At 68.5% G+C, this 26263-nt stretch carries 24 protein-coding genes; 12 read left to right on the top strand and 12 right to left on the bottom strand.

All coding sequences use genetic code 11. The features are described from left to right. Positions 1 to 106 precede the first annotated feature (106 nt). Positions 107 to 1993, bottom strand: coding sequence for a methanol/ethanol family PQQ-dependent dehydrogenase (locus tag ACT535_RS06195; protein WP_168460887.1), 1887 nt, complete (start codon positions 1991 to 1993; stop codon positions 107 to 109). Positions 1994 to 2494: 501 nt separating this feature from the next. Between ACT535_RS06195 and ACT535_RS06190 the strand changes: the two genes are divergently transcribed. The 3 genes from ACT535_RS06190 to ACT535_RS06180 are packed head-to-tail and all read left to right on the top strand — an operon-like array spanning position 2495 to position 5339. Beyond that, positions 2495 to 3199 carry a hypothetical protein gene (locus tag ACT535_RS06190; RefSeq protein ID WP_476363697.1) on the top strand — a complete coding sequence of 235 codons (705 nt, stop codon included), beginning with the start codon at positions 2495 to 2497 and terminating at the stop codon, positions 3197 to 3199. Beyond that, positions 3196 to 4692 (top strand): ATP-binding protein, encoded by a 1497-nt coding sequence (locus ACT535_RS06185; protein ID WP_476363696.1) that lies wholly within the window; start codon positions 3196 to 3198, stop codon positions 4690 to 4692. Before ACT535_RS06190 ends, ACT535_RS06185 begins: the two co-directional genes overlap by 4 nt. Continuing rightward, positions 4689 to 5339: a response regulator transcription factor gene (locus ACT535_RS06180; protein ID WP_168460881.1), complete on the top strand. Its 651-nt coding sequence runs from the start codon at positions 4689 to 4691 to the stop codon at positions 5337 to 5339. Before ACT535_RS06185 ends, ACT535_RS06180 begins: the two co-directional genes overlap by 4 nt. 8 nt (positions 5340 to 5347) lie before the next feature. On the opposite strand, the gene ACT535_RS06175 is transcribed toward ACT535_RS06180, so the two are convergent. Then, positions 5348 to 6517 carry an amidase gene (locus ACT535_RS06175; RefSeq protein ID WP_476363695.1) on the bottom strand — a complete coding sequence of 390 codons (1170 nt, stop codon included), beginning with the start codon at positions 6515 to 6517 and terminating at the stop codon, positions 5348 to 5350. A gap of 178 nt (positions 6518 to 6695) precedes the next feature. Here ACT535_RS06175 and ACT535_RS06170 point away from each other — a divergent pair, with 178 nt between their 5' ends. Further along, the gene (locus ACT535_RS06170) at positions 6696 to 7589 is read left to right on the top strand and encodes a LysR family transcriptional regulator (RefSeq protein WP_168460877.1); all 894 of its coding nucleotides are present in this window, start codon (positions 6696 to 6698) and stop codon (positions 7587 to 7589) included. Between the two features lie 195 nt (positions 7590 to 7784). Here the strand turns inward: ACT535_RS06170 and ACT535_RS06165 are convergent, their stop codons facing one another. From ACT535_RS06165 to ACT535_RS06135, 7 genes are all read right to left on the bottom strand, one after another. Further along, positions 7785 to 8834 (bottom strand): phenylacetaldoxime dehydratase family protein, encoded by a 1050-nt coding sequence (locus ACT535_RS06165; protein ID WP_476363694.1) that lies wholly within the window; start codon positions 8832 to 8834, stop codon positions 7785 to 7787. Between the two features lie 30 nt (positions 8835 to 8864). After that, positions 8865 to 9611 (bottom strand): ABC transporter ATP-binding protein, encoded by a 747-nt coding sequence (locus ACT535_RS06160; RefSeq protein ID WP_476363693.1) that lies wholly within the window; start codon positions 9609 to 9611, stop codon positions 8865 to 8867. Continuing rightward, positions 9608 to 10384, bottom strand: a complete 777-nt coding sequence (locus ACT535_RS06155; RefSeq protein WP_168460868.1) for an ATP-binding cassette domain-containing protein — start codon at positions 10382 to 10384, stop codon at positions 9608 to 9610. The genes ACT535_RS06160 and ACT535_RS06155 overlap by 4 nt, the downstream gene beginning before the upstream one ends. Next, complete coding sequence (locus tag ACT535_RS06150) at positions 10381 to 11574, bottom strand: branched-chain amino acid ABC transporter permease (protein ID WP_168460863.1); 1194 nt, start codon at positions 11572 to 11574, stop codon at positions 10381 to 10383. The genes ACT535_RS06155 and ACT535_RS06150 overlap by 4 nt, the downstream gene beginning before the upstream one ends. A 7-nt stretch (positions 11575 to 11581) precedes the next feature. Beyond that, the gene (locus ACT535_RS06145; RefSeq protein WP_476363692.1) at positions 11582 to 12502 is read right to left on the bottom strand and encodes a branched-chain amino acid ABC transporter permease; all 921 of its coding nucleotides are present in this window, start codon (positions 12500 to 12502) and stop codon (positions 11582 to 11584) included. Between the two features lie 257 nt (positions 12503 to 12759). Beyond that, positions 12760 to 13953, bottom strand: a complete 1194-nt coding sequence (locus tag ACT535_RS06140) for a branched-chain amino acid ABC transporter substrate-binding protein (protein WP_168460859.1) — start codon at positions 13951 to 13953, stop codon at positions 12760 to 12762. Between the two features lie 78 nt (positions 13954 to 14031). Then, positions 14032 to 15090 (bottom strand): carbon-nitrogen hydrolase family protein, encoded by a 1059-nt coding sequence (locus ACT535_RS06135; protein WP_476363691.1) that lies wholly within the window; start codon positions 15088 to 15090, stop codon positions 14032 to 14034. A 447-nt stretch (positions 15091 to 15537) separates the two neighbouring features. Here ACT535_RS06135 and ACT535_RS06130 point away from each other — a divergent pair, with 447 nt between their 5' ends. The 8 genes from ACT535_RS06130 to ACT535_RS06095 all read left to right on the top strand — a co-directional run bounded on the left by ACT535_RS06130 (position 15538) and on the right by ACT535_RS06095 (position 22207). Then, positions 15538 to 16083, top strand: a complete 546-nt coding sequence (locus ACT535_RS06130; protein WP_476363690.1) for a sigma-70 family RNA polymerase sigma factor — start codon at positions 15538 to 15540, stop codon at positions 16081 to 16083. A gap of 9 nt (positions 16084 to 16092) precedes the next feature. Continuing rightward, on the top strand, positions 16093 to 16728 hold the full coding sequence (locus tag ACT535_RS06125; RefSeq protein WP_476363689.1) for an NrsF family protein: 636 nt from the start codon (positions 16093 to 16095) through the stop codon (positions 16726 to 16728). 201 nt (positions 16729 to 16929) lie between these two features. After that, entirely contained in the window at positions 16930 to 18210 is a 1281-nt protein-coding gene (locus ACT535_RS06120; RefSeq protein ID WP_476363688.1) for a hypothetical protein, read from the top strand. A gap of 72 nt (positions 18211 to 18282) precedes the next feature. Next, entirely contained in the window at positions 18283 to 19263 is a 981-nt protein-coding gene (locus tag ACT535_RS06115; RefSeq protein WP_476363687.1) for an amidohydrolase family protein, read from the top strand. A 262-nt stretch (positions 19264 to 19525) separates the two neighbouring features. Continuing rightward, positions 19526 to 19951 carry a hypothetical protein gene (locus ACT535_RS06110; protein WP_476363686.1) on the top strand — a complete coding sequence of 142 codons (426 nt, stop codon included), beginning with the start codon at positions 19526 to 19528 and terminating at the stop codon, positions 19949 to 19951. Between the two features lie 46 nt (positions 19952 to 19997). Continuing rightward, on the top strand, positions 19998 to 20909 hold the full coding sequence (locus ACT535_RS06105) for a hypothetical protein (RefSeq protein ID WP_476323295.1): 912 nt from the start codon (positions 19998 to 20000) through the stop codon (positions 20907 to 20909). 24 nt (positions 20910 to 20933) lie between these two features. Continuing rightward, positions 20934 to 21299: a copper homeostasis periplasmic binding protein CopC gene (gene copC / locus ACT535_RS06100; protein ID WP_476363685.1), complete on the top strand. Its 366-nt coding sequence runs from the start codon at positions 20934 to 20936 to the stop codon at positions 21297 to 21299. Beyond that, entirely contained in the window at positions 21299 to 22207 is a 909-nt protein-coding gene (locus tag ACT535_RS06095) for a CopD family protein (protein WP_476363684.1), read from the top strand. The genes copC and ACT535_RS06095 overlap by 1 nt, the downstream gene beginning before the upstream one ends. A 10-nt stretch (positions 22208 to 22217) precedes the next feature. Here ACT535_RS06095 and ACT535_RS06090 read toward each other — a convergent pair whose 3' ends face one another. From ACT535_RS06090 to ACT535_RS06080, 3 genes are read right to left on the bottom strand one after another with little or no spacing between them, the layout of a single operon-like run. After that, complete coding sequence (locus ACT535_RS06090) at positions 22218 to 22907, bottom strand: response regulator transcription factor (RefSeq protein ID WP_476363683.1); 690 nt, start codon at positions 22905 to 22907, stop codon at positions 22218 to 22220. Then, positions 22904 to 25609, bottom strand: coding sequence for a DUF4118 domain-containing protein (locus ACT535_RS06085; RefSeq protein WP_476363682.1), 2706 nt, complete (start codon positions 25607 to 25609; stop codon positions 22904 to 22906). The genes ACT535_RS06090 and ACT535_RS06085 overlap by 4 nt, the downstream gene beginning before the upstream one ends. A gap of 38 nt (positions 25610 to 25647) precedes the next feature. Then, the gene (locus tag ACT535_RS06080; protein ID WP_476363681.1) at positions 25648 to 26256 is read right to left on the bottom strand and encodes a K(+)-transporting ATPase subunit C; all 609 of its coding nucleotides are present in this window, start codon (positions 26254 to 26256) and stop codon (positions 25648 to 25650) included. Positions 26257 to 26263 lie beyond the last annotated feature (7 nt).

Below are 26263 nucleotides of genomic sequence, written 5' to 3'. Positions count from 1 at the left end.
GCGGCCGTGCGGCAGGCGATGAAGGCGGCGATGGTGGGCTCATGGCGAAAGAAGAAACCGGCCGCCGCCGGGGGGACGGCGGCCGGCAAGGGGCGGTTGTCGGAGGTCAGCCGCCGGAAGCGTATTCACCCACCTTCGGGTCGTCGTAGGGGCCCTTGCCATCGAGCGAGAACACCATGACGCCGCCACCCATCTGGGTGTAATTCTGCAACTGCTTGAACGCGCCCACGGAGCCGAGGCCGGCGGTGGGATCGTTGAGGTCGAACACCAGGCCCACGCCCGGCCAGCCGCCGACGCCGTAATAGATGGCGACGTACTGCACGCCCTTGTGGGTGTAGGTCATGGGATGGCCGATGACGCCGGATGGCAGCTTGAACTTCCACAGCAGCTCGCCGGTGTCGCTGTCGCGGGCCTTGATGAAGCCGTCCAGCGTTCCGTAGAACATCACGCCGCCGGCGGTGGCGAGCGTGCCGCCCCAGGCCGCGAAGCGCTCCATCACTTCCCACTTGTACTTGTTGTTGATGGCGTCGTAGGCCTTCACCTGGCCGAGACCTTCATAGGTCTGCTTGTTGCCCTTCGGGCCCGGATACATCCACAAGGTGGCGCCGACGAAGAACTGGCCCGCGCGGTAGGGGAGCATGAAGGGCTCCCAATCCATGCAGATGTGGTTGATGCCCATGAAGAAGGACTGACGTTCAGGGTCGTAGCTGTCGTGACCCTGGTTGTGGTAGCCCATCGCCGAGGGGCAGATGTCGCGGCCCTTGTGGTCCATACGCGTCGCGTATTCCGGATCGCGCTGGGGCAGGCCGGTCTTCAGGTCCACCTGCTTCACCCAGTTCACCGTATCGTCGATCTTGTCGGCGGACACGAGCGAGCCGTCGGTGCGGTCGAGGGTGTAGACGATGCCGTTGCGGTCCGGATGCGTCAGAAGCTTCCGCATCTTGCCGGTCTTGTCCTTCTGCTCGGAGAGCATCATGACGTTGACGCCGGCGTAGTCCCACTCGTCGTGCGGGGTCTTCTGGTAGCCGAAGTGCGCCTCGCCCGTGTCGATGTCGCGGCCCCAGATGGTCATGGTCCACTTGTTGTCGCCGGGACGCATGGTCTCGTTCCACGGCGCGGGGTTGCCGGAGCCGTAGTAGATCATGTTGGTGGAGGGATCGAAGGCGTACCAGCCCCAGTTGGTGCCGCCGCCGATCTTCCAGGCGTCGCCTTCCCAGGTGCCGGTGCCGAGGCCCTTCTGGCCGTACTGGGGATTGGCCTTGTTGAAGTCGTCGGCGAGCTTCACCTGCTCGTCCGGGCCGGTGGCATAGGCCCGCCACTTCTGCGCGCCGGTCTTCACGTCATAGGCGGTGACGTAGCCGCGCACGCCCAGCTCGGCGCCCGAGGAGCCCACCAGCACCGTGTCCTTCACCACATAGGGCGCGATGGTGAGGGTGGAGCCGACCTTGATGTCGGAATTCTCCAGCTTCCAGAACTCCGCGCCGGTTTCGGCGTTGAGCGCCACGATGTGGCCGTCGAGCTGGGTCTTGAGGATGAGCGCCGGGGTCTTGCCGTCGCCGGGCCAATAGGCGAGGCCGCGGTTCACCACGTCGCAGCAGGCGACCGCGCGGGCGGTGGGGTTCTGCTTCGGCTTGTGCTGCCACAGGATGTGGCCGGGATCGTCCAGGCCCACCGCGAACGTCGTGTTCGGATAGGGCGAGTGGATGTACATCACGTTGTTGACGACGAGCGGGGTGCCCTCGTGGCCGGACAGCACGCCGGTGGAGAAGGACCAGGCCGGGCGAAGCTGCTTCACGTTCGCCTTGTTGATCTGCTTTTGCGGGCTGTAGTTGTTGGCGTCGTAATTCTTGCCGGTCATCGGCCAGTTCTCGTCGCTCTTGGCGATTTCGACGAGCTTGTCGTTGGCGAGTGCCTGCGTAGCGACGGCCGCTGATCCCGCCGCGAGGGCGAGGGTCACGGCACAGAGGGAGACGGAGGAAAACAATCTCGTCATTTGGCGTTTCCTTGGGTGGTTCCTCACTCGGTTGGACTTGTCCCTCCCGCACCCGTGCGTTCCCCCGCAGCCTGGCGGCGGCGGGAGTGGCGCGGGAGCCGAAGCTTCCCCTCCGCTTCCTCACATGGCGTGGGCCTCGCCCCGTGGACGGGACGCAGGAGACCGCACCTTGCGTGGAGCAGAGCTGGTGATGGCCGGGGTGGCGGTCGTCCTCCGATTGCGACCAGAAACCCGATTTTTTCTTATTGATTTCTTATGGTTCTTTATCTTGTGTGGCTTCAGTTGAAGCGGTATCCGCACTTTTGTCTGCCGATCATTCGGCAATTCATCATGGGAACACTTGGCAAAGGCGGTTGCCGGACTTCCATAAGTGTCTGATAAGTATGTTGTTTGTCGACCGGTGCCGCAGCGTTCCGAGCCCCGTGCGGGTTCGATTATTTGTTCTGTTGGCGGAGGTGTCGTGCTTTATAGGGGGTGTGTTTTCGCCAAGTTGGAATCCGGGTGCGTCTTGTTCTGAGAAAATATTCAGAGATCGTCGCGTCCCAAACGGATGGTCGGGTGGTGAAGATGTCGGCAGAGCCGGCAGAATACGTGGGAGAGACTGCTTTTCCGATGCGCCATGGCTCTGATCCCCGTCCTCTCTCCGTCGCCCGGCTTTTCGCGATGTGCCTTCTGGCGACGACGGGCGCGCTCGCGGTGGCGTCGTGCGGCGAGGAGGAGGAGCGCCGGCCGGTTGCCTCCAGCGCAGCTTCGGCGCCGGAGGCCACGCCTCCGCCGGGGGGCCTGAGTGCCGCCAAAGGGGGCGCCGTGCGCGGCGGAGCGACGCGCGAATGGCTGGATGTGGGCGACGACATCCCGCCCGAGGTCTTTCTCGCCACGCGGTCCGGACCGTCCGGAGTTCCCCCGTCCGCCGAGGCCGTGGCGGAGATCGCGACGCTTTTGAGTGAGGCCGACGCCCTGTTCGACGAGAACCGCCGCATGCTTGCCAACCGCACGCTGCAACTGGAGCGCATGCTCGGCGAAATCTCCGTGGTTGAAAGCCCGCAGGTGCTGCTCGGGGGCTTCATCACGGTCGGTCGCACGGTGCGGCGGATCGGCTATAGTGACCTCTGCCAGCACTATTTCAATCTGCGGGCCGCGGGCGCGAGCCGCGAGGACGCGCTCGCCGCGCTTGCCGCGCCCGCCGCCGAACGGAGGAACCCATGAGCGTCCCCCCCGCCGCGCTTGCGCGGGGCCTCGCGGGCGCGGGAAATGCGGATGCCGCGCCGGCCGTGCCGCGCCGGGTTTCGCTGCGCACCCGTGTGCTCGGCGCCGTGCTCGCCATCAATCTGGTCGCCGCCGTGGTAGCGGGCGCGGTGGTGGTGGTGAATGCGCGGGTGGCGGCGGGGCGCGAGATGGTCGCCTCCATCGAGATGGCCGAGAACATGGTCCGCGAGGTGGCCGAGCGCGTGGCCACGGAGCCGGGCACGACCCTCGCCGCAGCCTTTCCGCCCCATCTGCGCCACCTGCGCCATGTGCGCATCTCCCTCGAGGGGCCCGATGGTCGGCCGGCCGTGCTGCCCGCCGACGGCGCGCCCGCGGGCGGGGAGGCTGCGCCCTCCTGGTTTGCCCGGCTCATCGGCGTGTCGCAGGTCACGCGGCGGATCGACGTGGTGGCAGACGGCACCCTCATCGGCCGGGTCCGCATCGAGGGCGTCCCCGACGACGAAGTGGCCGAGGTCTGGGACGACGTATTTGATTTCGCCAGCGTCGCCTTGGCCGTCAACTTCGCCATCCTCTCCGCCCTGTTCGTCGCCCTCGGGCAGGTGCGGCGCGATCTCTCCCGCTTTCGCGACGGGCTCGACGAGTTGGAGCACAACGAGTTCGCCTGCCGGGTGGAGCCGCCCCGCACCCGCGAACTCGCCGAGGTGGCGGAGCGCTTCAACGCCTTCGCCGAAACCCTCGGTGCGGCGCGCGAGGAAAATGCTCACCTTTACGCCCGCCTCGTGAGCCTGCAGGAGGACGAGCGGCGGCAGATCGCCGGCGACCTGCACGACGAACTCGGCCCGCTCATGTTCGGCCTGAAGGCCAGCGCCGATTCGCTCGCCCGCCTCGCCGCCACGGCCCCGGCCGAGAATGCCGAGCGCATGGTGGCGCGGGCTAAGAGCCTCATCGAGATCGTCGCGCGCATGCAGGTGGCCAACCGCCGGCTCCTCACCCGCATCCGCCCCGCCGCCCTTGATCATGTGCCGCTGAAGGACGTGCTCTCCAGCCTCGTCGCCGATTTCCGCCAGCACGATCCCGAGCGGCGATTCGCACTGGAGGCGGGGCACCTTGCCGATCACTACGAGCCGTCGTTCGATGCCACGGTCTATCGCTGCGCGCAGGAGGGCGTCACCAACGCGCTCAAGCACGGCAACGCCCGTTCGGTGCGTATCGCCGTGGGAGAGGAGGGACGGGGTGGCGCGGGGGCGCTGCTGCGCATCGTCGTCACCGACGACGGTCAGGGGCCGCCCGCCATTCCCGTGATGGGGCACGGTCTGTCCGGGATGAAGGAGCGGGTGCAGGCGCTCGGTGGCACCTGCCGGCTGGAGCGCGCGCCACAGGGGGGGGCGCGGCTTTTTGTGGAGCTTCCCATCCCGTTGGGGCATTCTGCCCCTGCGTCTTCGGTCTCCGCCGAGGGCAGGCGCATGCGTTCAGGTCCAGGGCATCCGGTATGACCAGCGTTCTCCTCATCGACGACCATCCCATCGTGCTGCAAGGCTGCCGGCACCTGCTGGAGGACGCGGGCGTCTCCGACCTGATGGAGGCCCAGACGGCGCTGGCCGGCTATCGCCTGTTCCGGCGCAAGCGGCCCGACGTGGTGATCGTGGACCTTGCGCTCAACGGCAGCGGCCTCGCCGGCCTTGCCCTGGTTCGCCGCCTGAGGGCGCAGGCGGCGCGCATGCCCATCCTCGTCTTCTCCATGCACGCGGACCCGGTGATCGCCAGCCGCGCGCTGGAGGCGGGCGCGACGGGCTATCTCCTCAAGGACACGTCGCCCAGCGACCTGATCGAGGCTTTCGAGAAGGTGCGGCGCGGCCAGCCCTACATCAGCCATGACCTCGCCCTGGAGGTGGCCCTGCTGGGCACCCGCGGACGCAGCGGCGTCATGGCCGATCTCACCCCGCGCGAGCTGCAGGTGCTGGCCCTGCTCGCCGAGGGCAAGGCCTATGGCCAGATCGCCGACGAACTGGGCGTCAGCTACAAGACGGTGGCCAACACCTGCTCCCAGCTCAAGGCCAAGCTCGGCGCGACGAATCTCGCCGAACTGATCCACCGGGCCATCCAGTACGTGGCCGGCGCCCCGGCCGGACGGAAGAACTAGGTTCCGTTTCAGCCAAGCGCGCGGGCGAGGGCGAGCAGCATCTCGTCCTTGTCGCGCGGCGCCATGGCGGAGAGGCCGAGCGGGCAGCCGTCCAGCGTTGCCAGCGGCAGCGAGATCTGCGGCGTCCCCGCGTGGCCGGACAGGCACAGAAGCTCGATGGCGCGGGCGCGGAAGGCTTCAAGATCGGCGAGCGGTGTGCCGCGCAGGGGTGCGATGCCGGGCGCGGTGGGCAGGAGGAGAACGCCGTCCTCACCCAGCAGCGCGTCGATGCGCGCCCGCACCTCTACCCGCAAGGCGCGCGCCTCCGCGACTTCCGACGGATCGAGGGTGGCGGCGGCGGCGAAGCGCTCCTTCACCCCGGGGCCGAAGTCCGGCTGCGTGGCGCGCACCCAATCGGCGTGCGCCGCCCAGGCGTCGGCCGATTGCAGGATGCGGAAGGCATTGCGCCAGTGGGGCAGGGCGCCATGGGCCACGTCCACCTCCTCCGCCGCCCCATAAAGCGCCGTGATCCGCGCCAGGGCCGGCGCCAGCGCTGCCGACACCTTCGGCCCGGCGGCCTCGAACAGGTCGCGGGCCAGCAGCAGACGCGGCGCGGGGGGCACCACGGGATCGCCCAGCAGCACGGCGCCGACCTTCTCGAAGGTCTGTGCATCGCGCGCGAACCAGCCCACCGTGTCGTAGGAGGGTGCCAGCGGCACGGCGCCGGCGATGGGGATGCGCCCGTGGGTCGGCCGCAGGCCGATGAGGCCGCAATAGCTCGCCGGCAGCCGCACCGAGCCGCCGGTGTCCGAGCCGATGGCGAAATCCACCAGCCCGCCCGCCGTCGCCGCCGCGGAGCCGGAGGAGGAGCCGCCGGGAATGCGCTCCGGCGCTGCGGGGTTGATGGGCGTGCCGTAATGGTGGTTTTCGCCGTTGAGGCTCCAGGCCATCTCGTCCGTGTGGGTTTTGCCCACGAGGCGCGCGCCGGCGCCGCGCAGCAGGTCCACCACCGGCGCAGTTTCATCCGGCACCCCGTGGCTCGCCAACCACGCCGGACTTCCCGCCGCCGTGGGCACGCCGGCCACGTGGAACAGGTCCTTCAGCGCGAAGGTGAGGCCGTCGAGCGGCCCCGTTCCCGTGGGGGCAAGCTCGAAGTGGCCATGGGAGACGAAGGCGTCGAGCGTGTCATTCACCGGCATGAGCGATCCGTGGGCGGCGGGTGGCGAAAGAGGGTGGGGCGCAAGGCTTATCCGATCCGCGCGCCCGTGTCTCCGCGTGCTCCAGCGTCTTCGCGTGCCGCGGTCCTGCAACCGGGGCGGGGTTGGGCGGCGCGCCCGCTGCTGCTATCACCGGGCAACCGCTCGAGGATCTTCAGCCATGTTCAACTGGAACGACCTGATCTTCTTCCTCGAACTGGCCCGGCAGGGCCGGCTGATGCCGGCGGCGCGGCGGCTGAAGGTGGACCACACGACGGTCTCCCGCCGCATCAGCGAGCTGGAGAAGGATCTTTCCCTCAAGCTGTTCGACCGCAAGCCCGACGGTTTCGTGCTGACCGAGCCGGGCCACCGCCTGTTCGCGGTGGCGGAGCGCATCGAGCAGGAGGCGGTGGGGGTCGAGGAGACCTTGCAGGCGGCGCCCAGCGCGCCGCGCGGGCATGTGCGCGTCGCCTCCATGGAGGGCATCGGCGCCTTCTACCTCGCCGAGCGCTTCGCCGAACTGGCGGAGAAGGAGCCGGGGCTGGTGGTGGAGCTGGTCACCGAGCGCCACCTCATCAATCTCACCAAGCGCGAGGCGGACATCTCCATCTCCTTCGTGCCGCCGCAAGGCCAGCGCCTCGCCGTGCGCAAGATCGGCGCCTTCCGCCTCGCGCTCTATGCGGCGCCCGACTATGTGCGCCGCTTCGGCATGCCGAGGACGCGGGCGGAGCTGCCGTCCCACACCTTCGTGGACTATGTGGAGGACCTCGTCGCCATCCAGCCGGTGCATTGGCTGCTGGATGTGCTGGAGCCGCTGAAGGTGTCGTTCCGCTCCACCTCCATGCATGCCCAGCAGAATGCGGTGGCGCGCGGCGCCGGCATCGGCCTGCTGCCGCTGTTCTCGGCCAAGAGCAATCCGCGCCTCATCCCCATCCTCACCGACGAGGTGGTGGTGATGCGCGACATCTATGTGAGCGTCCACGAGGACCTGGAGTTCATGGGCCGCTTCCGCGCCGTGCTCCAGCACCTCGCCGAGGTGGTGCAGCGGGACGCGGCCTATCTGACGGAGTTCTGAGGGGCTGGGGGGCGTCCGAGCAGCCGTCGCCCTCCGGCTCGACCGGAGGGCCCATCCCTCCGCTTGAGCCATCACGCGAACACCGGGCCAATCACCACCATGGGTCCTCCGGTCAAGCCGGAGGACGACGGGCAGGAAGGACAGGCGTCGCAGTCGAGGTGGATCGCGGTGAGGGGATTTCCCGCCCACGCGCCCCTACACCCGCTCCCCCGGCAAGAACCCCAGAAGCCCCGTGCCCGGCGCGCAGTTCACATATTCGAACTGGTGCGTGTCGCCCTCGGGCAGCACGAACACCTCGTGCCAGGTGCGCAGCTGGTTGGCCTTGCCGTATTTGCGATAGCGGGCGATGGCGGCGGAGAAGATGGCCTCGTGGGTGGGGTGGTGCTCGGCCCAGTTTTCCAGATGGCCGAGGGAGAGGAAGTAGCCGAGCGCATGGGTTTCCAGCACCGGCACCCCCGCCGCATCGCAGGTTTGCTGGAAGCGCAGGGACGCGCAGCCGGAGGCTTCGCCGTTCTCTTTGAGGAAGTCCATGCCCTTGAGCAGCGGCTCGCGCAGCTCGCGCATGTAGTTGTCCGCTTGCTCGGGATCGCAGCGGCCCCAGAAGGCGGCAGAGCGGATGACCGCGAAATTGTGCGGAATGGCGAGGCGCCAACGTGCCCCTTTCGTCTCCCGCTCCACCGGCACGAGCGCGGCGACCGGGCTCTCAAGCGTGTCGGCGGCGGCCAGCGGAATGCGGTCGCGCATGGCGCCGTAGTAGCCGCACCACGGGGTGGGATAGAGCGCCACGTCCGGCGCGGCGGAGAGGCCGCCGGCATAATCCTGCCAGTAGATGCTCTCCTGCCGCTCCACCGGCACGGTCATGCTCTCGCGGAAATAGCCGGTGGGCTCGGTGAGGCGGTCGTCGTCGTCCCACCAGCCGGCGACCGTGGGGTGGGCGAGGAAGCGGTCGCGCTTGCTCTCATCCAGCCAGTAGGCGGCGACGATGTGCGTATAGAGCCCGTTCTGGTCCACGAAGGCGGCATGGTCGCTCACGGTGGGGCCGTCCGGCAGCGCCAGCGTCTTTTCGATCCAGCCGAAGAAGGGCGAGGCCTGCACCTCCTCCGCGCTCCGCCCCTGCACGCCATGGAAGGCGACGCAGAGCGCGCGGCAATTGTTGGCAAAGGCGGTGGACCAGCGCTGCACCACCGGCTCGAAGCCCTTCGGCTTGCGCAGGGGATGGACGCGGTCATAGACGGGCATCGCCATGGGGATTCGTCCCGAAGTGTTGTTGGTTGTTCAGTGAACGCCGAAATAGGCCTTGTGCAGCTCGCCGTCGGCGGCGAGCGCCGCGCTGGTGCCCGAGGCGACGACGCGGCCCTGGGCCAGCACATAGCCGTCGTCCGCCACATCCAGCGTCTGCCGCACGTTCTGCTCCACGAGGAGGATGGTGTAGCCCTCCTCCTTCAGCTGCCGCACGATGCGGAACACCTCCGAGACGAACAAGGGCGACAGGCCGAGGGAGGGCTCGTCGAACACGATCAGCTCCGGGTCGGTCATCAGCCCGCGGGCGATGGAGAGCATGGAGCGCTCGCCGCCGGAGAGGGTGCCGGCGAGCTGGTTGCGCCGCTCCTTCAGGCGCGGAAACGTCTCGAACATCTTCTCCATGCGCGCGGCGAGGCGGTGGCGGTCCTTTTCCAGAAGGCCGCCCACCTTGAGGTTTTCCAGCACGGTCATGCGCGGGAGCACGCGGTTGCCTTCCGGCACGGTGGCGATACCGAGCGCGGCGATGCGGTGGGTGGCGAGATGGGTGATGGTGTCGCCGCCGAACGCCACCGATCCCCGCCGCACCGGCGTCAGGCCCAGGATGGAGCGGATGAGGGTGGACTTGCCCGCCCCGTTGGCGCCGAGGATGCAGGTGATGCGGCCGGGCTTCGCCTCGATGGAGACATCGTGCAGCACGTCCGCCCGGTCATAGCCGGTGGTGACTCCGGAGACGGAGAGGCGGCGGGAGGCTTCAGGACGGGAGGTTTGCGGCCGGCTCATTGGGCGCCTCCCAGATAAGCGGTCTGCACCTCGCGATCGGCGATGAGGGCGTCGAATGGCCCCTCGAAGATCTTCTTGCCGAAGTTCAGCACGATGCAGCGGTCCGAGATGCGGCGGATGACGTCCATCTCGTGCTCCACGAGGACGATGGCGAGGTCGGGCATCTCCTCCCGGAAGGCGAGGAGGTCGTCCATCAGCGCCCGCGTCTCCTCATGGGTCATGCCGGCGGAGGGCTCGTCCAGCAGCAGCAGGCGCGGCGCGCCGACGAGGGCGCGGCAGATCTCGATGCGCCGCCGGTCGATCATGGTGAAGCTGCCGGCCGGCTTGAACAGGTTCGCCGCGATCTGCGGATTGAAGCGGCGGGTGAGGGCGGTCGCCCGCTCGACCAGCTCGGACAGCTGGCGGCGGAAGCGGCCGCGCAGTACGAGGGCGGAGAGGAGGCTGAGGTCGAGCCGCCCCAGCGCGCCGAGCGCGATGTTGTCGAACACCGTCTGGTCCAGCATCAGGCGCGAGCGCTGGAAGGTGCGGGCGACGCCGGCGCGGCCGATCTCTTGCGCCGAGCGGGCGAAAAGGTCCTGCTCGGCGAGCCGCACGGCACCGGCGGAGGGCTTGTAGAGGCCGGTGAGCACGTTGAAGAAGGTGGTCTTCCCCGAGCCGTTCGGCCCGACGAGGCCGATGGTCTCGCCCTTCCCCACGCTGATGTCGAGGGCGTCCAGCGCGGTCAGGCCGCCGAAGCGCATGGTGAGGCCGGAGCAGGCGAGCAGGGCACTCATCGCGTGCCTCCCTTCAGCAGTGCGGAGAAATCGCGCGCCGCGCGCGGCATGAGGCCGGAGGGGCGGAAGCGCAGGATGGCGATGACCAGCAGGGCGAAGATGACGAGGCGGAATTCCTGGATCGCCTGCAGTTTCTCCGGAATGACGAGGATGACCACCGCCGCCACCACCGCGCCCCACAGATTGCCGAGCCCGCCCAGCACCAGGATGGACAGCATGATGAGGCTGTCGCCGAAATTGGCGCTGTTGGGATTCACGAAGCCGTTCATCATCCCGTAGAGCGCGCCGGCGACGCCGATCATCCCATTGCCGAGCAGGAAGGCGGTGGCCTTCCAGCGGGCGATGGAGAGGCCGAACACGCTCGCCGCCACCTCGTCCGAGCGCACCGCATCGAGCGCGACGCCCACGAACGAATTTTCCAGCCGCCGCACCAGGAAGAAGGCGAGGGCGAACAGGGCGCAGGAGGCGAGCGCATAGGGCAGGTAGAACGAGACGTCGTAGGGCCCAATCTCGGTGACGTGGCTGAAATCCAGGCCGAACACCGAGAAGGACTTCACCTTCATGCCCTGCGGGCCGCCCAGCACATCGTTCACCTCCAGGAAGGCGCGCAGCAACAGGCCGAAGGCGATGGTGACGAGGGCGGCATAATGGCCGCGCGTGCGCAGCACCGGCAGCAGCAGGACGAGCCCGAGCACCGCCGCCGCGAGGCCCGCGATGAGCAGCACGAGAAGGTGCGGGATGCCGGAATTCCCCAGCAGCGCCGCCACATAGGCGCCCACGGCGAAGAAGGCCGCACCGGCGAAATTGGGCACGCCGGCGAACGCCATCTGCAGGGTAAGCCCCGCCGCAGCGGTGGCGAAGAGGGCGACGGTGGCCATCATCAGGAGCGTGTAGTGCTCCTCGCGCAGCACGGCGGCGATGGCGAGGATGCTCAATGCGGCGGTGAGGTTCACCGTGCCGGGGTGGGCGCGGCACAGGCCGGCGATGCGGCGCCCGGCGGGCACCTTCTCCGCGAGCGCAAACACCGCGACGAAGGCGGTGAGGAGCGCGATCACCTGGCCTTGCTGTTCGGCATGGAGCAGGAAGCCGCCGCCGGCGAAGAGCAGCGCCACCGTGGCGGCGACGACGAGGCGTGCGAGGCCGCCGCTGCGCTCGGTCTGCGCGGAGAGGGAGGGGGCAAGGTCTGCCATGCTCATCTCACACCCGCTCGCTGGATTTCTCGGCGATGAGGCCGGTGGGGAACAGGCCGATGAGGGCGATGATGACGGCGAAGGCCACCACGTCCTTGTAGGCGCTGGTGAAGGGCAGCACGACGGTGACGAGGGTCTGCACGCCCGCGAACAGGAAGCCGCCGATGATCGGCCCGACGAGGCTCCCGAGCCCGCCCACCACGGCGCAGGCAAAGCCGATGATGCCGAGCATGACGCCCATGTTGAAGTTGATCTCCCGATAGTAGAGCCCGAGCATCAGCCCCGCGAGGCCGGCGAGCATGGATCCCAGCGCGAAGGTGCCGAGCACGGTGCGGTTGAAGCTGACCCCCGCGAGCTGCGCCACCTCCCCGTCCTGCGCCACCGCGCGGATGGAGAGGCCGAGGCGGGTTCGGGTGATGATGAGATGGGTCGCCAGCACCACGGCGAGGCCGGCAAGGAGTATGATGACGCTGTCCACGCCCACGCTGAACGATCCCGCCTTCAGCACCCCGTCCGGCAGCAAAGCCGGGAAGGGCTTGGGATTGCCGCCGTTGGGCACGCCGAGGCGGATGGCCTCGCGCAGCACGGTGCCGGCCATCAGCGTCGCCAGCAGCACGTTCACGCCCGGCGCGTTCTTCAGCGGAAGCACCAAAAGCCGGCCGATGATGACGCCCGAGAGCGCGCCCGCCCCCAGCGCCGCGATGAGCCCCACCGCCAGCGCCAGCGGCCCGGAGAGAGTGACGAGCCCGGCCATCAGCCCCGCCGCCCCGAAGGCGGAGAAGGCACCCACGCTCACCACGTCGCCGTGGGAGAATTTGATTACGTCCAGCACGCCGAAGAACAGCGAGAAGCCGACCGCGACGATGGCGTAGATGGTGCCGAGCATCAGCCCGTTAAACAGGTACTGGGCGAGAAGTCCGGGATCCATGGCGGGTCTCTCAAGGGGGAGCACAGGCCGGCGCGTTGCAAGAAGGGCGCCGGGGGTAATTTCGAGTGGGGCGCCGCCCTCGCGCCTCGGCCGACTGAAGCGCAGCGGAAGGAGAGCTGTGGCCCAGCACGACACGTCGCTGAAGGCGGCTCCATTCCCCCGCATTGCGGGGTGTTGCCGGCTTCGCCGACGTTTCCCCTGGACCCCGGATCGGCGCTCCACCTGCGGTGTCGCTGGTCCGGGGAACAGGGAGGGCGTCAGTTGCTCGCTGCCTTGCCCGGCAGCTTCTTGCTGCCCGTCGCATAGGCACTGTCGGGCCAGTAGACCCACTTGCCGTCCTGTGAGACATAGACGTTGGCGGACACGATGTTCTGCCGGTGGTCGTCGAAATTGATCTCGCCCACCAGCGCCTTGTAACCCTTGGTGGTGTTGAGCAGGTCGCGCACCTTCTTGCGGTCCGGGCCGACCTTCTCGATGGCGTCCATGATGAGATTGGCGGCGGAGAAGGCGAACGGGCCGTAGGCGTCCGGGTCCTCGCGGTAACCCGCCTTGGCATAGGCGTCCATGAAGGCCTTGCCGTCGGCATACTTGGTCAGCGGCGCGCCGTTGTGGAACGACACGGTGCCCTCGGCGGCGGGGCCGGCGCCCTCGATGAAGCCGGCGCTCATGATGCCGGAGACGCCGGCGAGCTGCGCCGGAATGCCGAGCCGGTCCATCTGCGAGCGCACGCGCACGCCGAGCGGGGTGAGGCCGCCGATGAACACCACGTCCGGCTTCAATTCCTTCACCTTGGTCAGCTCGGCGGTGAAGTCCTGCTGGTCCGGCGGCACCGGGAAGGTGGCGAGGATCTCGCCGCCCTGGGGCTTCAGGTTTTCGGCGAAATACTTGTTCTGGCCCTTGCCGTAGTCCGTGGTGTCGTGGATCACGACGAAGGTCTTGAAGCCCTGCTTGGTGAGGAACTCCGCGGCCATCTTGCCTTCATTGATCATCGTGCCGTTGACGCGATGGATTTCCTTGTAATCGTTGCCGTAGGTGATTTCCGGCAGCACCGCGCCCCACACCACCACCGGCAGGCCGAAGCGGTTGTAGGTGTCCACCGTGGCGATGGCCACCGCCGAGCAATAATGGGTGATGCCGGCGATGATGGATTTGTCGGAGGCGGCCTTGGTGGCCACCTGCACGCCCACGTTGGGCTTGCACTCGTCGTCGAAGGGCACCAGCTCGTAGGTGTATTTGGCGTCCGGCTTGGCATTGTGCAGGTCCACGGCGAGCGCAGCGGAATTGCGGCCGCCGAGGCCCGTGGCGGAATTGCCGCCGGTGAGCGGGCCGATGAAGGCGATCTTCACCGTGTCGCGGGCCAGCGCGGGCGCCGTCGCCAGCGACAGCGCCGCGAGGGCCATACCCGCAAGATTGAACAGCTTTCGAGCCGGGAGCTTTCGATCCGTTGCCATGTGATGATCCTCTGGAAGGGTTTGTTCTGTTGAGGCCGTGCGGCGCCGGTCGTTGCCGGCTCCGGTGGGAGGGAAAATTCAGGCCGCGCCGTCGGCGAAGAGCACGTCCGCCGAAGGGTCGAGCGCCCCGTCCTCGGCAGCGCGGGCGATGGCCGCGCCCTCCGAGAAATAGGCCGGCTCCCGGGCGGAGCGATCCACCTCCAGGTGGAACACGTCGAAGCGGTTGTAATAGCCCACCACGTCGTGGAACTGCTTGGGCTCCACGCAGCGGGCGGTGTCGATCTCGGCGTAGAGGATGCCCTCGTGCTCGCCCAGCACCTCGCCCACCACCTGCGAGGTGGGATCGAGCACCATGGAGATGCCGCGGGGGGAATTGTCCATCACGTCGAGGCTCGCCTTCCCGATGCTGCCCATGGCCTCGCGCATGGCAGCATCGACGAAGCCGGAGGCGACGATGTTGAACACCTTTGCCTCGAAGGCATGGGCGCCGGCGCGGATCTCGATGGCGCGCTTCAGGTCGTAGGCACCATCCTCTTCCGGCGGACGGGTCGGCCAGATCGGCGGATAGGAGGAGATGTGCACCTGCTCCCCCTGCGCCATCAGGGCATAGCGCGCGAGGGGATTGGTGTTCTCTCCGCAGATCAGCATGCCGACCCGGCCGATCTCGGTGGACGTGACGCGCAGGCCGCGCGCGTCGCCGTTCGCCCACACCAGCTTCTCGTAGAAGGTGGGGACGAGCTTCCTGTGGTGGTTGAGGATCGCGCCGTCCGGCCCGATCAGCACGTTGGAATTCCAGATGCAGCCGACGCTGGCGTCCGTGCCCTCAGTGAAGCCGAGGGAGACGTGGACGCCGTGCCGGCGCGCCGCCATGCGGATGGTGCGGACGGCGCCGTCCGAGAGCTTCTGCGCCTCGGCCACCAGCGCGCGGAAGAAGCCGTGATTGTAGATGGGCGCCTGCAGCGCCGCCCACACCGGAAAGCCGGGCAGGAAGGATTCCGGAAACACCACCAGCGATGCACCGTTGGCGGCGGCCTCGGCGATGAGGTCGCAGGCCTTCTCGGCGGTCTTGTCCGCATCCAGGAAGACGGACGAGGCGTGGCAGGCGGCGGCCTTGAAGCGGGGATATTGGACGGTCATCGGGCTCTTCTGCCAACGGGACGGTGGGGTTCGCCGGTCCATGATGGCGTGGGCGAGCGTGCGCGGAAGGGCGCAAATGTGCAGGGGGGCTTGCGCATATTCCTATGGGGCAGGTGCAAGTGGGCTGACCGGGCCAGCGACGGGGCCGCTCTGCCTCGACAGGGCGCAATTGCCCGGCTTCGCGCCGCCTGTAGATGAGGCGCGGTGCGCAAAGGATGGCCTTCGGGCCGATCGCCGCCAGCTTTGCGCACCGCGCCTTGCACGATTTCCGATGGCGCGGCGACGTTCGGGAGCGGCCAAACTCCCCGGCGCGGCCAAGCGCCCCGCCTTCGCCCATTGCCTTGCGGGACGCGGCGAAGAATGATCCTCGCGAAAAATGCGTGCGTCGCCGGTCCGGGCTGTAACGTTCGGGCGGGCGCGTGCGAACTGACCTTCGGGAACGTGTAGATGGACGACCGCGAGCTGCGGTGGGCGCAATTGATGCGGAGCGCGCTTGCCGGCGAGGGCGCGGCCTATGAGCAATTGCTGCGCGAGCTGGCGCCGGCGCTGCGCATTGTGGTCCAGCGCCGCCTCGTCCGCCTCGGCGCGCCCACGACGGAGACGGAGGACGTGGTGCAGGAGACGCTGCTGGCGGTGCATCTGAAGCGCCACACCTGGCGCACGGAGGATCCGCTCGGGCCCTGGCTATGGACCATCGCCCGCAACAAGATGGTGGACCATCTACGCCGGCGCGGACGGCGGGTGGAGGTGCCGGTGGAGGACTTCGCCGAGTTCCTTCCGGCGCCTGAAGAACGGCCGGATACCGGGGCTGCGGACGTGGAGCGCCACCTCGCTTTGCTGCCGCAGAAGCAGCAGGCGGTGCTGCGTTCGGTGGCGGTGGAGGGCGCCTCCGTCGCCGAGACGGCGGAGCGGATGCGGATGACGCCGGGCGCGGTGCGGGTGGCGCTGCACCGGGCCTTTGCGAGCCTTTCGGCCCGCCTGCGGGAGGAGTGAAGGACAAACGTGAAGACGGATGACCTCATACGCGCCCTCGCCGCCGATGCGCGGCCGGTGCGCAGCTTTTGGAGCACGCTGGCGCTGGCGCTCGTCGTCGGCGTCGTGGCGTCGGCGTGCGTGTTCGCATGGCTCCTGGCGCCGCGCCCGCACCTGCTGACCCTCATGACGGACTGGCGCCTCGTCTTCAAGTTCGCCGTGACGCTCTCGCTCGCCGCATCGGCCGTGCTGCTGGGGATGCGCCTGTCGCAGCCCGGCGCGCCGGTGGCGCGGGCCGCGCGGGCGCTGTGGGTGCCGGCCCTGGTGCTCGCGGCCGGTGTTGCGGCCGAACTTTTATTGACGCCCGCGAGCCAGTGGCGGCCCGAACTGGTCGGCCGCTACGCCATCTATTGCACGACCCTCATCCCCATGATCGCTGCCCCGGCGCTGGGCGCGCTCCTCCTCGCCCTGCGGCACGGCGCGCCGACCCGCCCGACGCTCGCCGGCGCTGCCGCGGGCCTCGCCGCGGGGGGCATCGGCGCCGCCCTCTACGCGCTGCATTGCGTGGACGATTCCCCGCTGTTCGTCCTCGCCTGGTACAGCATCGCGGTGGCGGTGGTGACGGCGGTGGGCGCGCTCCTCGGCAGCCGGCTGCTGCGCTGGTAGGGCAGGGGCTCCGGTTCCGGCGCGCCACTTGCCGCGGGTTGCGAGCGCGCGGCTCTTTGGCGGCGCGCGCCGCCGCCGGGCACTGTTGCCCTTTGGTCGCTTGCGGGCGCCAACTTCAGCCTGCCCTAGCGTCATGGCCTAGACCCCGTCACCGCCCCTCGCTACCCCTAATTGCAACTCTGGTCAGGGAGAGTTGCGGTCATGGCGGCAAAAGCGAAAACCGGCTTCAGCGGGCTCGATAAGAGCAAGACGCTGGCCGAGAACACGGTGAATGCGGGTCCGGTGGTGTTGGATTCGAATGTGACGTTTACGGCGACATCGCCTGATATTTTCACCCAAGGATACTTTCTTGTCGATGTTGCCAATTTTGGTGGGAATGACCATTTCTACCTTAAAGATGGCGGGGGGATAAAGGTCGTTTACGGACAAGATTTTGGATCTGTTTATTATAATGATGTGCTGGTCGGAACACTCACGTCAGGCGGTCCCTACATATCGGTCACTCTTGAGCCGAACGTAACAGGCGAAGCTATGACCGCTATGGCGAGAGCGGTATCTTATTACTACGATAGCGACACGCCCTCAGCGTTCGGTCGCGTCGTCACTTATAGAGTTTTAAACTCGTCCGGTGCGGATACTTCAGCCACCATGCTGCTCAAGCTGAAGCCTGAGAACGACGCACCCGTCTTCTCCGGCCTCGATGCCCAGTCGGTCCATTCCGCCTCGCAGGCCGCAGCGGGCGTCGTCATCGACGCCGACGTCCATGTGGCCAATCCCGATCTGACCGGCTTCAGAGGCGGCAAGCTCGCGGTCCATCTCGCCGGCGCGACGGCTACCGACCAGCTTTATCTGTCGGACGGGCATTTCAGCATCACCGGCAAGAAGCTCTATCTCGACGGCAAGCAGGTCGGCACGGTCTCGGCCGATGGACACAACGGGCACGACCTCGCCTTCACCTTCTCCGCCGCCATTTCCGATGCGCAGGCAAGCCAGCTCGCCGAGCAGGTCTCCTATCGCTCCACCGCCGCGTCCGCTCCGGACGGCGCGCGGGACGTGACCTTCACCGTCACCGACGCAGAGAAGAGTGCGACCAGCGCCCACACCGCCCTGGTCTTCGAGGCGAATGCGCCCATGCTCCTGTCCGCCAGCGTGGCCACACCCGATGCCTTCGCGGCGCTGAAGGCGGCTTTCCCCGGCGAGTCCGACGAACTCGGCCAGCTGTTCGCGACCCTGGAAGCGCGGGCAGCGGGGTTGCTGGAGGCGACGTCGGGTGGCCACGGACCGCATTCGGGGAACACCCTGTCCGGCCTCCATCTGCCCGTGGCGCTGGCCGATGCGCTCGATGTCATCGCAGGGACCGTCCCGGACCACGCGACCCACGCGGCGCCGCTGCAGGGCCTGTCCGATCACGCCGCCGCGCTGGCGGCGCATGTGCAGGAGGCGCTTCACCCGCTCCACGTCGGCCACGACGCGCTCATCTGAGCCGCCCCAGCGCTTGCCAGGGCAGGGGCGCCGTGCCCATCTAGGGCGCGGCCATGGCGCAGGGAGCGGGCGATGACGGACGTTGGCGGCCGGGTGGGGACGCGAGCGGCGGGTGGCATCGCTCGCCGCAGCCTGCTGAAGGGCGCGGCGGCGCTGGCGGTGGCCGGCGGCATGGGCGCACCAGCGAAGGCGGCGCCCGGCGGCCTCATCGATGCACACAGCCACAGCTGGGGCGGGGACATCGCGCGCTATCCCATGGTGCGCGGCCAGACGGCGAAGGACCGCGATCCGACGGACTACAGCATCGAGACCCTGCTCGGCCGGGAGGCGCAGATCGGGGTCTCGCGCGTGGTGCTGGTCCAGCACATCGGCTATTTCGGCTTCGACAGCAGCTATCTCACCGATGCCGCAGCAGCTCACCCCGGCACTTTCGCCGTGGTGGGCGCGGTGGACGACAGCCGGCCCGACGCGATCGATCACATGGCCGAGGCAAAGGCGCGGGGCGTGAAGGGCTTCCGCCTGCGCGGCGTGAACACGGAGCGCTGGCTGACCTCGCCAGTCATGCATGCCCTCTGGTCCATCGCGGCGGCGGAAAATCTGGTGATTTGCCCGCTCCTGCGCGACAGTCCCGACATGAGCGACGATGCGCTGCTGGACATGGCCGAGTTGTGCCAGCGCTACCCGAAAACGTCGGTCTGCCTCGACCACATGGCGCATGTGATGCCGGGCGACGAGGTCCAGCTCGGCCGGCTTGTGGACCTCGCCCAATTCCCGAATGTGACGGTGAAGATTTCCGGCTTGAACAAGTTTGACAAGCCACCTTACGTCCGGGTCATTCCGCAGTTCCTCGCGCTACTCGCCGCGTTCGGGCCGGAGCGGCTGATGTGGGGCAGCGACATGCCGGTGCTGGAGCGCGATCCGCCGAACACGCTGGCCACCGCCTTCGCCTTCGCCGCCACCTACGATTTCGTACTCCGAAGCCCCATGCTGGACGACAAGCAGCGCGATTGGCTGCTGCGGGGTACAGCTGAACGGGTCTTTTTCGGAGGTTAGGGCGAGGTGTCTGCGCGCTGAAGTTGCGTGGCGCGGGAATAACGTAGTTTTACCCGACGGTATTCCCAATTTTTCTCTGGTATTTTACCGGTTGTCGCAAGACGAAAGGGGACGTTGGTTGCGCCGTGCTCGTCATCGCTGGTAGTCTTGCGACCTTCGGAAACGAACACACGCAGTACGGGATCAAGCTCGGATGGGGGGCGGGGGAGGTAGCAAGGCGCGGAGAGGTGCGGCCGGAAATACCGGACGCGCGCACGCGGGTTTGCGCCTTGCGGTCGTGCCGCGCCTGCCCGTCATCCTGCGCCTACTCTTCGCCATGCTGCTGCTGGTCAACGGCATCGCCGCCTTCGTGCAGGCGGGCAATGCCGCCGGCCTCAGGTGGAATGCGGTGCAGGTCGAGGGGCTGGTTGCCGCCGGCGTCCTGTGCGAGCACGAGAGCGGGCAGGCCGGCCCTTCCGCTCCCGATCAATCCCCGTCGCATCCCTGTTGCGCGGACTGCATCGCCTGTCCCTGCGCGGACGGCATGCTGGCGCCGCCGCCTGTTGCCGTCGCGCTCGGCGCGGCGGGCGGATTTCACCTCGCGCGTGCGGATCTTCCCGCCGCGCAGCTCGCCATACAGCTTCCCTTCAAGCGCGGGCCGCCGCCGCGCGCACCGCCCTTCCTCGTGAACGCCGTCACGGCTGCCTGAACCCGCGCGCTCGCCCGCGCCTTCGGTTTCTCACGAGGATTGTTTCATGACCAGGCTTCACGGGGCCGTCAGCCTTTGCGCGCTGACCGGCCTTCTCCTTGCTGCGCATCCGCCGTCCGCAAGCGCCCATGGCATCGCGGGCGACCGCGTGTTCCCGGCGACGCTCACCTTCGACGATCCGGCCGTGGCCGACGAACTCGCGCTGCCCACCGTGCAATATCTGAAGGATGGCGACGGGGTCAGCGGCACCGGCTATTCGTTCGAATATGCCAAGACCATCACCCCGTGGCTGGGCGTCTCCATCGGCAGCGGCTGGCTGCAGAACAGCCCCGGCCATTCGGGCTTCGACAACATCGAGACGACGCTGAAGGCGATGCTCCTCAACAATGCGGAGCACGAATTCATCTTCTCGGTGGGCCTCAGCATCGAGTGGGGCGGCACCGGCAATTCCAAGGTGGTGGACACCTACACCACCGTGTCTCCCAACCTCTATTTCGGCAAGGGATTCGGCGACCTGCCGGACAGCCTCGCCCTGCTCCGGCCCTTCGCCATCACCGGCCAGCTGGGATATGGCCTGCCCACCCAGCTCACAGACCCGCTTACCTTTGAATCCAACCCGCGCGTGGTCACCTGGGGCCTGTCGCTGCAATACAGCCTGCCCTACCTCAATCAGAACGTGCGCGAGATGACCGGCCAGCCGGACTTCATCAAGCAGCTCACGCCCATCATCGAAGCGAGCTTCCAGTCGCCGGTCTCCAACATCGGCGACGGCGCGCGCATCACTACGGGCACCATCAGTCCCGGCGTCATCTGGTCCAACGGGGCGGTGCAGGTGGGCCTTGAGGCGCTGATCCCCATCAATGTCCAGAGCGGCAGCCATGTGGGTGTGATTGGCCAGTTGCACTTCTTCCTGGACGACATCTTCCCGAACGGCATCGGCAAGCCCCTCTTTCCCTGAGATCCCCTTTTCGCGAGACCCATCATGAAGCGCATCGCAACCTTCGCCGCCGCGGCGGCCCTCGGCCTCCTGTCGGCCACCGCCGCCTTCGCCCACGCCCATCTGGAAAAGGCGGTGCCGGGCGTCGGCACCACCGTCACGGCGGGCCCCAGCGAGATCCGCCTCGTCTTCAGCGAGGCGGTGGAGCCCCGCTTTTCCTCCATCGTCGTGACGCGGGCGGACGGCTCGGCCGTCGCCTCGGGCGCGACTGCGGATGGCTCCGATCCCAAGGCGCTGGTGCTGAAGCTGGGGCAGTCGCTGCCGGCCGGCGCCTACAAGGTGCAGTGGAAGATCGTCTCCGTGGACACCCACAAGACCGAGGGCAGCTTCGGCTTCCAGGTCGGCAAATAGTGGACGTGTTTCCCGTCATCCTCGGCGCGCGGTTTGCCCACTTCGCGGCGGGGCTGGCGCTGCTCGGCGCGCCGCTGTTCGCTTTTTATGCCGTGCCGGCGTGGACCGGGGCGGCGGGTGCCGTGGCGTCGCGGGCGGCCGAGCGGAAAGTATTCCGTGCGCTGCCGGTCGCGCTCGTCTCCGCCCTCATCTGGGCGGGGGCGGCGCTGGTGGACATCACCGGCACGCCGGCGAGCCTCGCCGACCCAAGCCTCGTCTCCGGCTTCCTGCTGGGGACCGGCTTCGGCCGGGCCATGACCTTCCGCCTTGTCGTGCTCGTCCTGGCCGTGCTCGCCTGCCTCGCCCTGCGCGGACGCAGAAGGCTGGCGGCGATAGCCGGGGCGGGGGCGGTGCTGATGGCGAGCGAAAGCCTCCTCGGCCATCCCGGCGCCGCCGAAGGCGTGCGGGCGGTGGTGCTGGTGGCGGTCCATGCGGTCCATGGTGTGGGCGCGGCCGTGTGGATCGGCGGGCTCCTGCCGCTGGTCGTATTGCTGGACCAATGGGCCAGGGCGCCGGACGACGCGGGCAAGGCGCCGGGCGCCGTGCTGCGGCGCTTCTCCGGCGTCGGCATCGGGGCGGTGCTGATGGTGGGCCTCGGCGGCGGGCTCGCCGCGATCCTGCATATCGAGACGGCGGCCGCGCTGCCGGGGACGATCTACGGGCGCATCGTTTTGCTGAAGGCGACGGTGTTCGCCGGCCTCGTCTGCCTCGCCTTGCGCAACCGGCATATCGCTCTGCGCCTCGCCCGCTCGGACGCACGGGGCGCGGACCTTGCCCGCATCGCAGCGAACAGCCGGCTGGAAGTGGCGCTGGCGCTCGTCGCCGTCTTCCTCGCGGCGCTGCTGGGCATGAGCGACCCGCAGCTTTAGCCGGCGGCGCTCACTCCGGCTCGGCGAGGCGATAGCCGACGCCGGTTTCGGTGCGGATGTAGCGGGGCTTTTCGGGATTGTCCTCCAGCTTCTGCCGGAGCTGGCGGACATAGACGCGCAGATATTGCAGGTCCTGGCTGCCGCCCCACACCTGCGAGAGCAGGTAATGGTGAGTCAGGACCTTGCCCGCGTGCTGCACCAGAACGCGCAATATCGCGTATTCCTTGGGCGAGAGCTTCACCTCCCGGTCCTTCACCTTCACGATCCGCCGCACCAGATCCACCGAGAGGTCGCCCACCACGAAGAGCGGCTTCTCGCCCTGCTGCTGGAGGCGGTGGCGCAAGGCGACGCGGATGCGGGCCACCAGCTCGTTCATGCCGAAGGGCTTGGTGACGTAATCGTCCGCCCCCGCCTCCAGCGCTTCCACGATGCCGGGCTCGTCGGTGCGGCTGGAGAGGATGATGATGGGGCAGGTCACACCCGCCTCGCGCCAGCGGCGCAGCAGGTCGCGGCCGGGAATGTCGGGCAGGCCGAGGTCGAGGATGACGAGATCGGGCGCGCCCGCGGCCATCATCGCCAGCGCTTCGGCACCGGTGGCGGCGCTCTCCACGCCGTAGCCCTGGGTTGGCAGGCCGGTGGCGAGCAGGCGGCGGATGGCCGGCTCGTCATCCACCACCAGGAGCTTCACCGGTGTGCTCATGGCGCCGCCTCCAGCAGGGGGGCGAGCGCCTGCGCGGGCACGGCAATGGTGAAGACGGCGCCGGCACGATCGGCCCGGTTGGCCACCGCGATGGTGCCGCCCATGGCCTCGATGAAGCCGTGGCAGATGGCAAGGCCGAGGCCGGTGCCCGCCCGCACCTGATCCTGCTTGCGGGCGCGGAAGAACTTGTCGAACACCTTGTCCACGTCCTCCACCGGAATGCCCGGCCCCTCGTCCAGCACCTGCAGCGTCACATGTCCGGTCTCGGCCCAGCCGTGGAGGGAGACGAGGGAGCCGGCGGGTGCGTATTTCGCGGCATTGTCGAGGAGGTTGAACAGCGCCTGCTCGAACAGCACCGGATCGACGCTCACCATGGGCAGGTCCGGCACAAGGTCGATCTCCACCCGGTGGTCCTTGAGGATGGAAGCCGCGCGCCGCATGGCGCTGCCGACGATCTCGGCGAGGTCGTTGGGCATGGCATTGGGCACGATGGCGCCGGATTCCAGCCGCGTCATGTCGAGGAGATTGGCGATGAAGCGGTTGAGCCGCAGCGCCTCCTCCTCGATGGTGGCCAGCATCTCGCCGCGCTGGTCCTCGCTGAGGGCGGCGGCGAAGCTCTTCAGCGTGCCTGCCGCGCCGAGGATGGAGGCGAGCGGCGTCTTGAGATCATGCGAGATGGAAGTGAGGAGGGCGGAACGCAGCCGGTCGGTCTCGGCGTCCAGCCGTGCCTTCTCCACGTCGGAGACGAGGTTCGCCCGCTCCACCGCGAGGGCCGCCTGATCGGCGAGGGCGTCGAGCAGGCGGCGTTCCTCGGGCGAGAGGGGCGAGCCCTCCTTGTCCTTGTCGATGCCCACCACGCCCACCGCCCCGCGCCCCGTGTGCATAGGCAGGAACAGGCGGCGTGCGCCGGGCAGCGTATCGGCGCCGCGGCCGGCAGGGCGGTTGTTCTCATAGGTCCAGTTGGCGGCGGCAAGATCCGCCGCGTCGATGGCGTCCTCCGGCGGATAGCCCGCCTTCACGGTCAGCGCGCCATCCTCCGGCAGCAGCATCACCACGCGCACCTTCAGCATGGAGGCGATCTGGAAGGCGGTGGCCCAGAGCAAATCGTCGAGGCTCACCGCGCTCGCGAGCTTCTTGGAGAAGAGATAGAGGTCTTCCGTGGTCTTCGCCCGCGCCCGCGCGGCCAGCGCCTGCCCGCGCACCCGCGCCGTCAGATTGCTGGCGATGGCCGCCACCACCAGGAAGAAGAACAGCGCGATCACGTTCTCCGGATCGGCGATGGTGAAGGTGTAGAGCGGCGGGATGAAGAAGAAATTGAACGCCAGCATGGCGGCGACCGAGGTCGCCAGCGCCGGCCACAGGCCTGAGCGCACGGCACTCACCAGCACGGCGGTGAGGAAGACGAGGGCGACATTCTGCAGCCCCAGCAGCCGTTGCAGAGCGAGGCCGACGAGGGTCGCGGCGGCGACGAGCAGCGCGCCCTCGGCATAGGCCCGCACCTCCCGCCGCACCGGCACGGGCGCCGCGGGGCGCGCGTCCCCTGCGGCCGGCTGCCCGGCATCGCCGGCGATCACATGCACCGAGATGTTGCCGGAGCGGCGCACGAGGTCGTGCACCACCGAGCCGTGCAGGATCTCGAACCAGCGGGAGCGGTCGGACTTGCCGATGACGATCTGGGTGACGTTGGCGGACCGCGCATAGGCCAGCACATCGTCGGCGATGTGCGCGCCGCCGGGCACGGTGACGGCCTCCGCCCCCAGCCGCTCGGCGAGGCGCAGCACCTCGGCGATGCGGTCACGCTCCGTGTCGCCGAGCTGGAAGCTGCGCTGGGTCTCCACATAGAGCGCCACCCACGGCGCGCGCAGGCGGTCGGCGAGGCGCTTGGAATAGCGCACCAGTGCCGCGCAGCGCTTGTCCTCGCTGATGCAGACCAGCACCCGCTCGCCCGCCGCCCAGGGGCCGGAGATGGCATGGGCGCGCATGTGGCTGAGCAATTGCTCGTCCACCCGCTGGGCGGTGCGGCGCAGGGCCAGCTCGCGCAAGGCGGTGAGGTTGCCGGGGGAGAAATAATTGTCCACCGCGCGCCGGGCGGTGTCGGGCACATAGACCTTGCCGTCGTGCAGGCGCTGGATGAGATCGGATGGGGTGATGTCGATCACCTCGATCTCGTCGGCGCGGTCGATGATGGCGTCGGGCACCGTCTCGCGCACGCGGATGCGGGTGATCTGCGCCACCACGTCGTTCAGGCTCTCCACATGCTGGATGTTCAGCGTGGAATAGACGTCGATGCCGGCGGCGAGCAGTTCCTCCACGTCCATGTAGCGCTTGGCGTGGCGGCTGTCGGGGGCGTTGGTGTGGGCCAGCTCGTCCACCAGCACGAGGTCGGGCTTGCGGGCGAGGATGGCGTCGAGGTCCATCTCCTCCAGCATCCGGCCCTTGTACGGGGCCTTGCGGCGGGGGACGATCTCGAAGCCCTCCACCAGCGCCTGCGTTTCCCTGCGGCCGTGGGTCTCCACGACGCCGATCACCACGTCGGCGCCGTCGTTCCGGCGGGTGCGGCCCGAGGCGAGCATCTCGTAGGTCTTCCCGACGCCGGGGGCGGCGCCGAGGAAGATCTTCAGCTGGCCGCGGCTCTCCCGCTGCGCCTCCTTCAGGAGGGCGTCCGGCGAGGGGCGGTTGTCGCTCTCGCGCTCTTCGGGCATTGCCGTCTCCCGGCCGGGCCGCTCCGGTCCCGCCTGTTCTATTTTGCGCCGGCGAAGCGGTCCAGCGCGAGATTGAGGGCGAGCACGTTGACCCTCGGCTCGCCGAGGAGGCCGAAGGTGGGCGCGTCGGTCTCGTGCGCCACCAGCCGGCGCAGCACGTCCTCATTGACGCCGCGCGCCCTGGCGATGCGCGGCACCTGGAACAAGGCGGCCTCCGGCGAGATGTCCGGGTCGAGCCCCGAGGCGGAGGTGGTGACGAGATCCACCGGCACCCCCGCGGCGGGATTCTCGGCCTTCAGCGCCGCCATGTCGCCTTTCACCCGCTCGAACAGGGCGGGGTTGGTGGGGCCGAGGTTCGAGCCCATGGAATTGGCGGCGTTGTAGGGCTGGGGAACGGTCTTCGAGGTATCCGCCGGGTCGGCGCCGGTGGTGGCGGAGGGCCGCCCGTGGAAATAGCGGTCGGACGAGAAGGTCTGCCCGATGAGGGCGGAGCCGACCACGGTGCCGTTCTTCTCGATAAGGCTTCCATTGGCCTCAACCGGAAACAGCACCTGCGCGGCGCCGGTCATGGCGAGGGGGTAGGCGAGGCCGGTGATCCCCGTCAGCAGCACGAGGAGCACGAAGGCGGGACGCAAGGTATTGAGCATGACAGGC

The sequence above is a fragment of the Xanthobacter sp. DMC12 genome (assembly GCF_056314105.1).
This window is presented reverse-complemented; position numbering and strand designations above follow the sequence as displayed.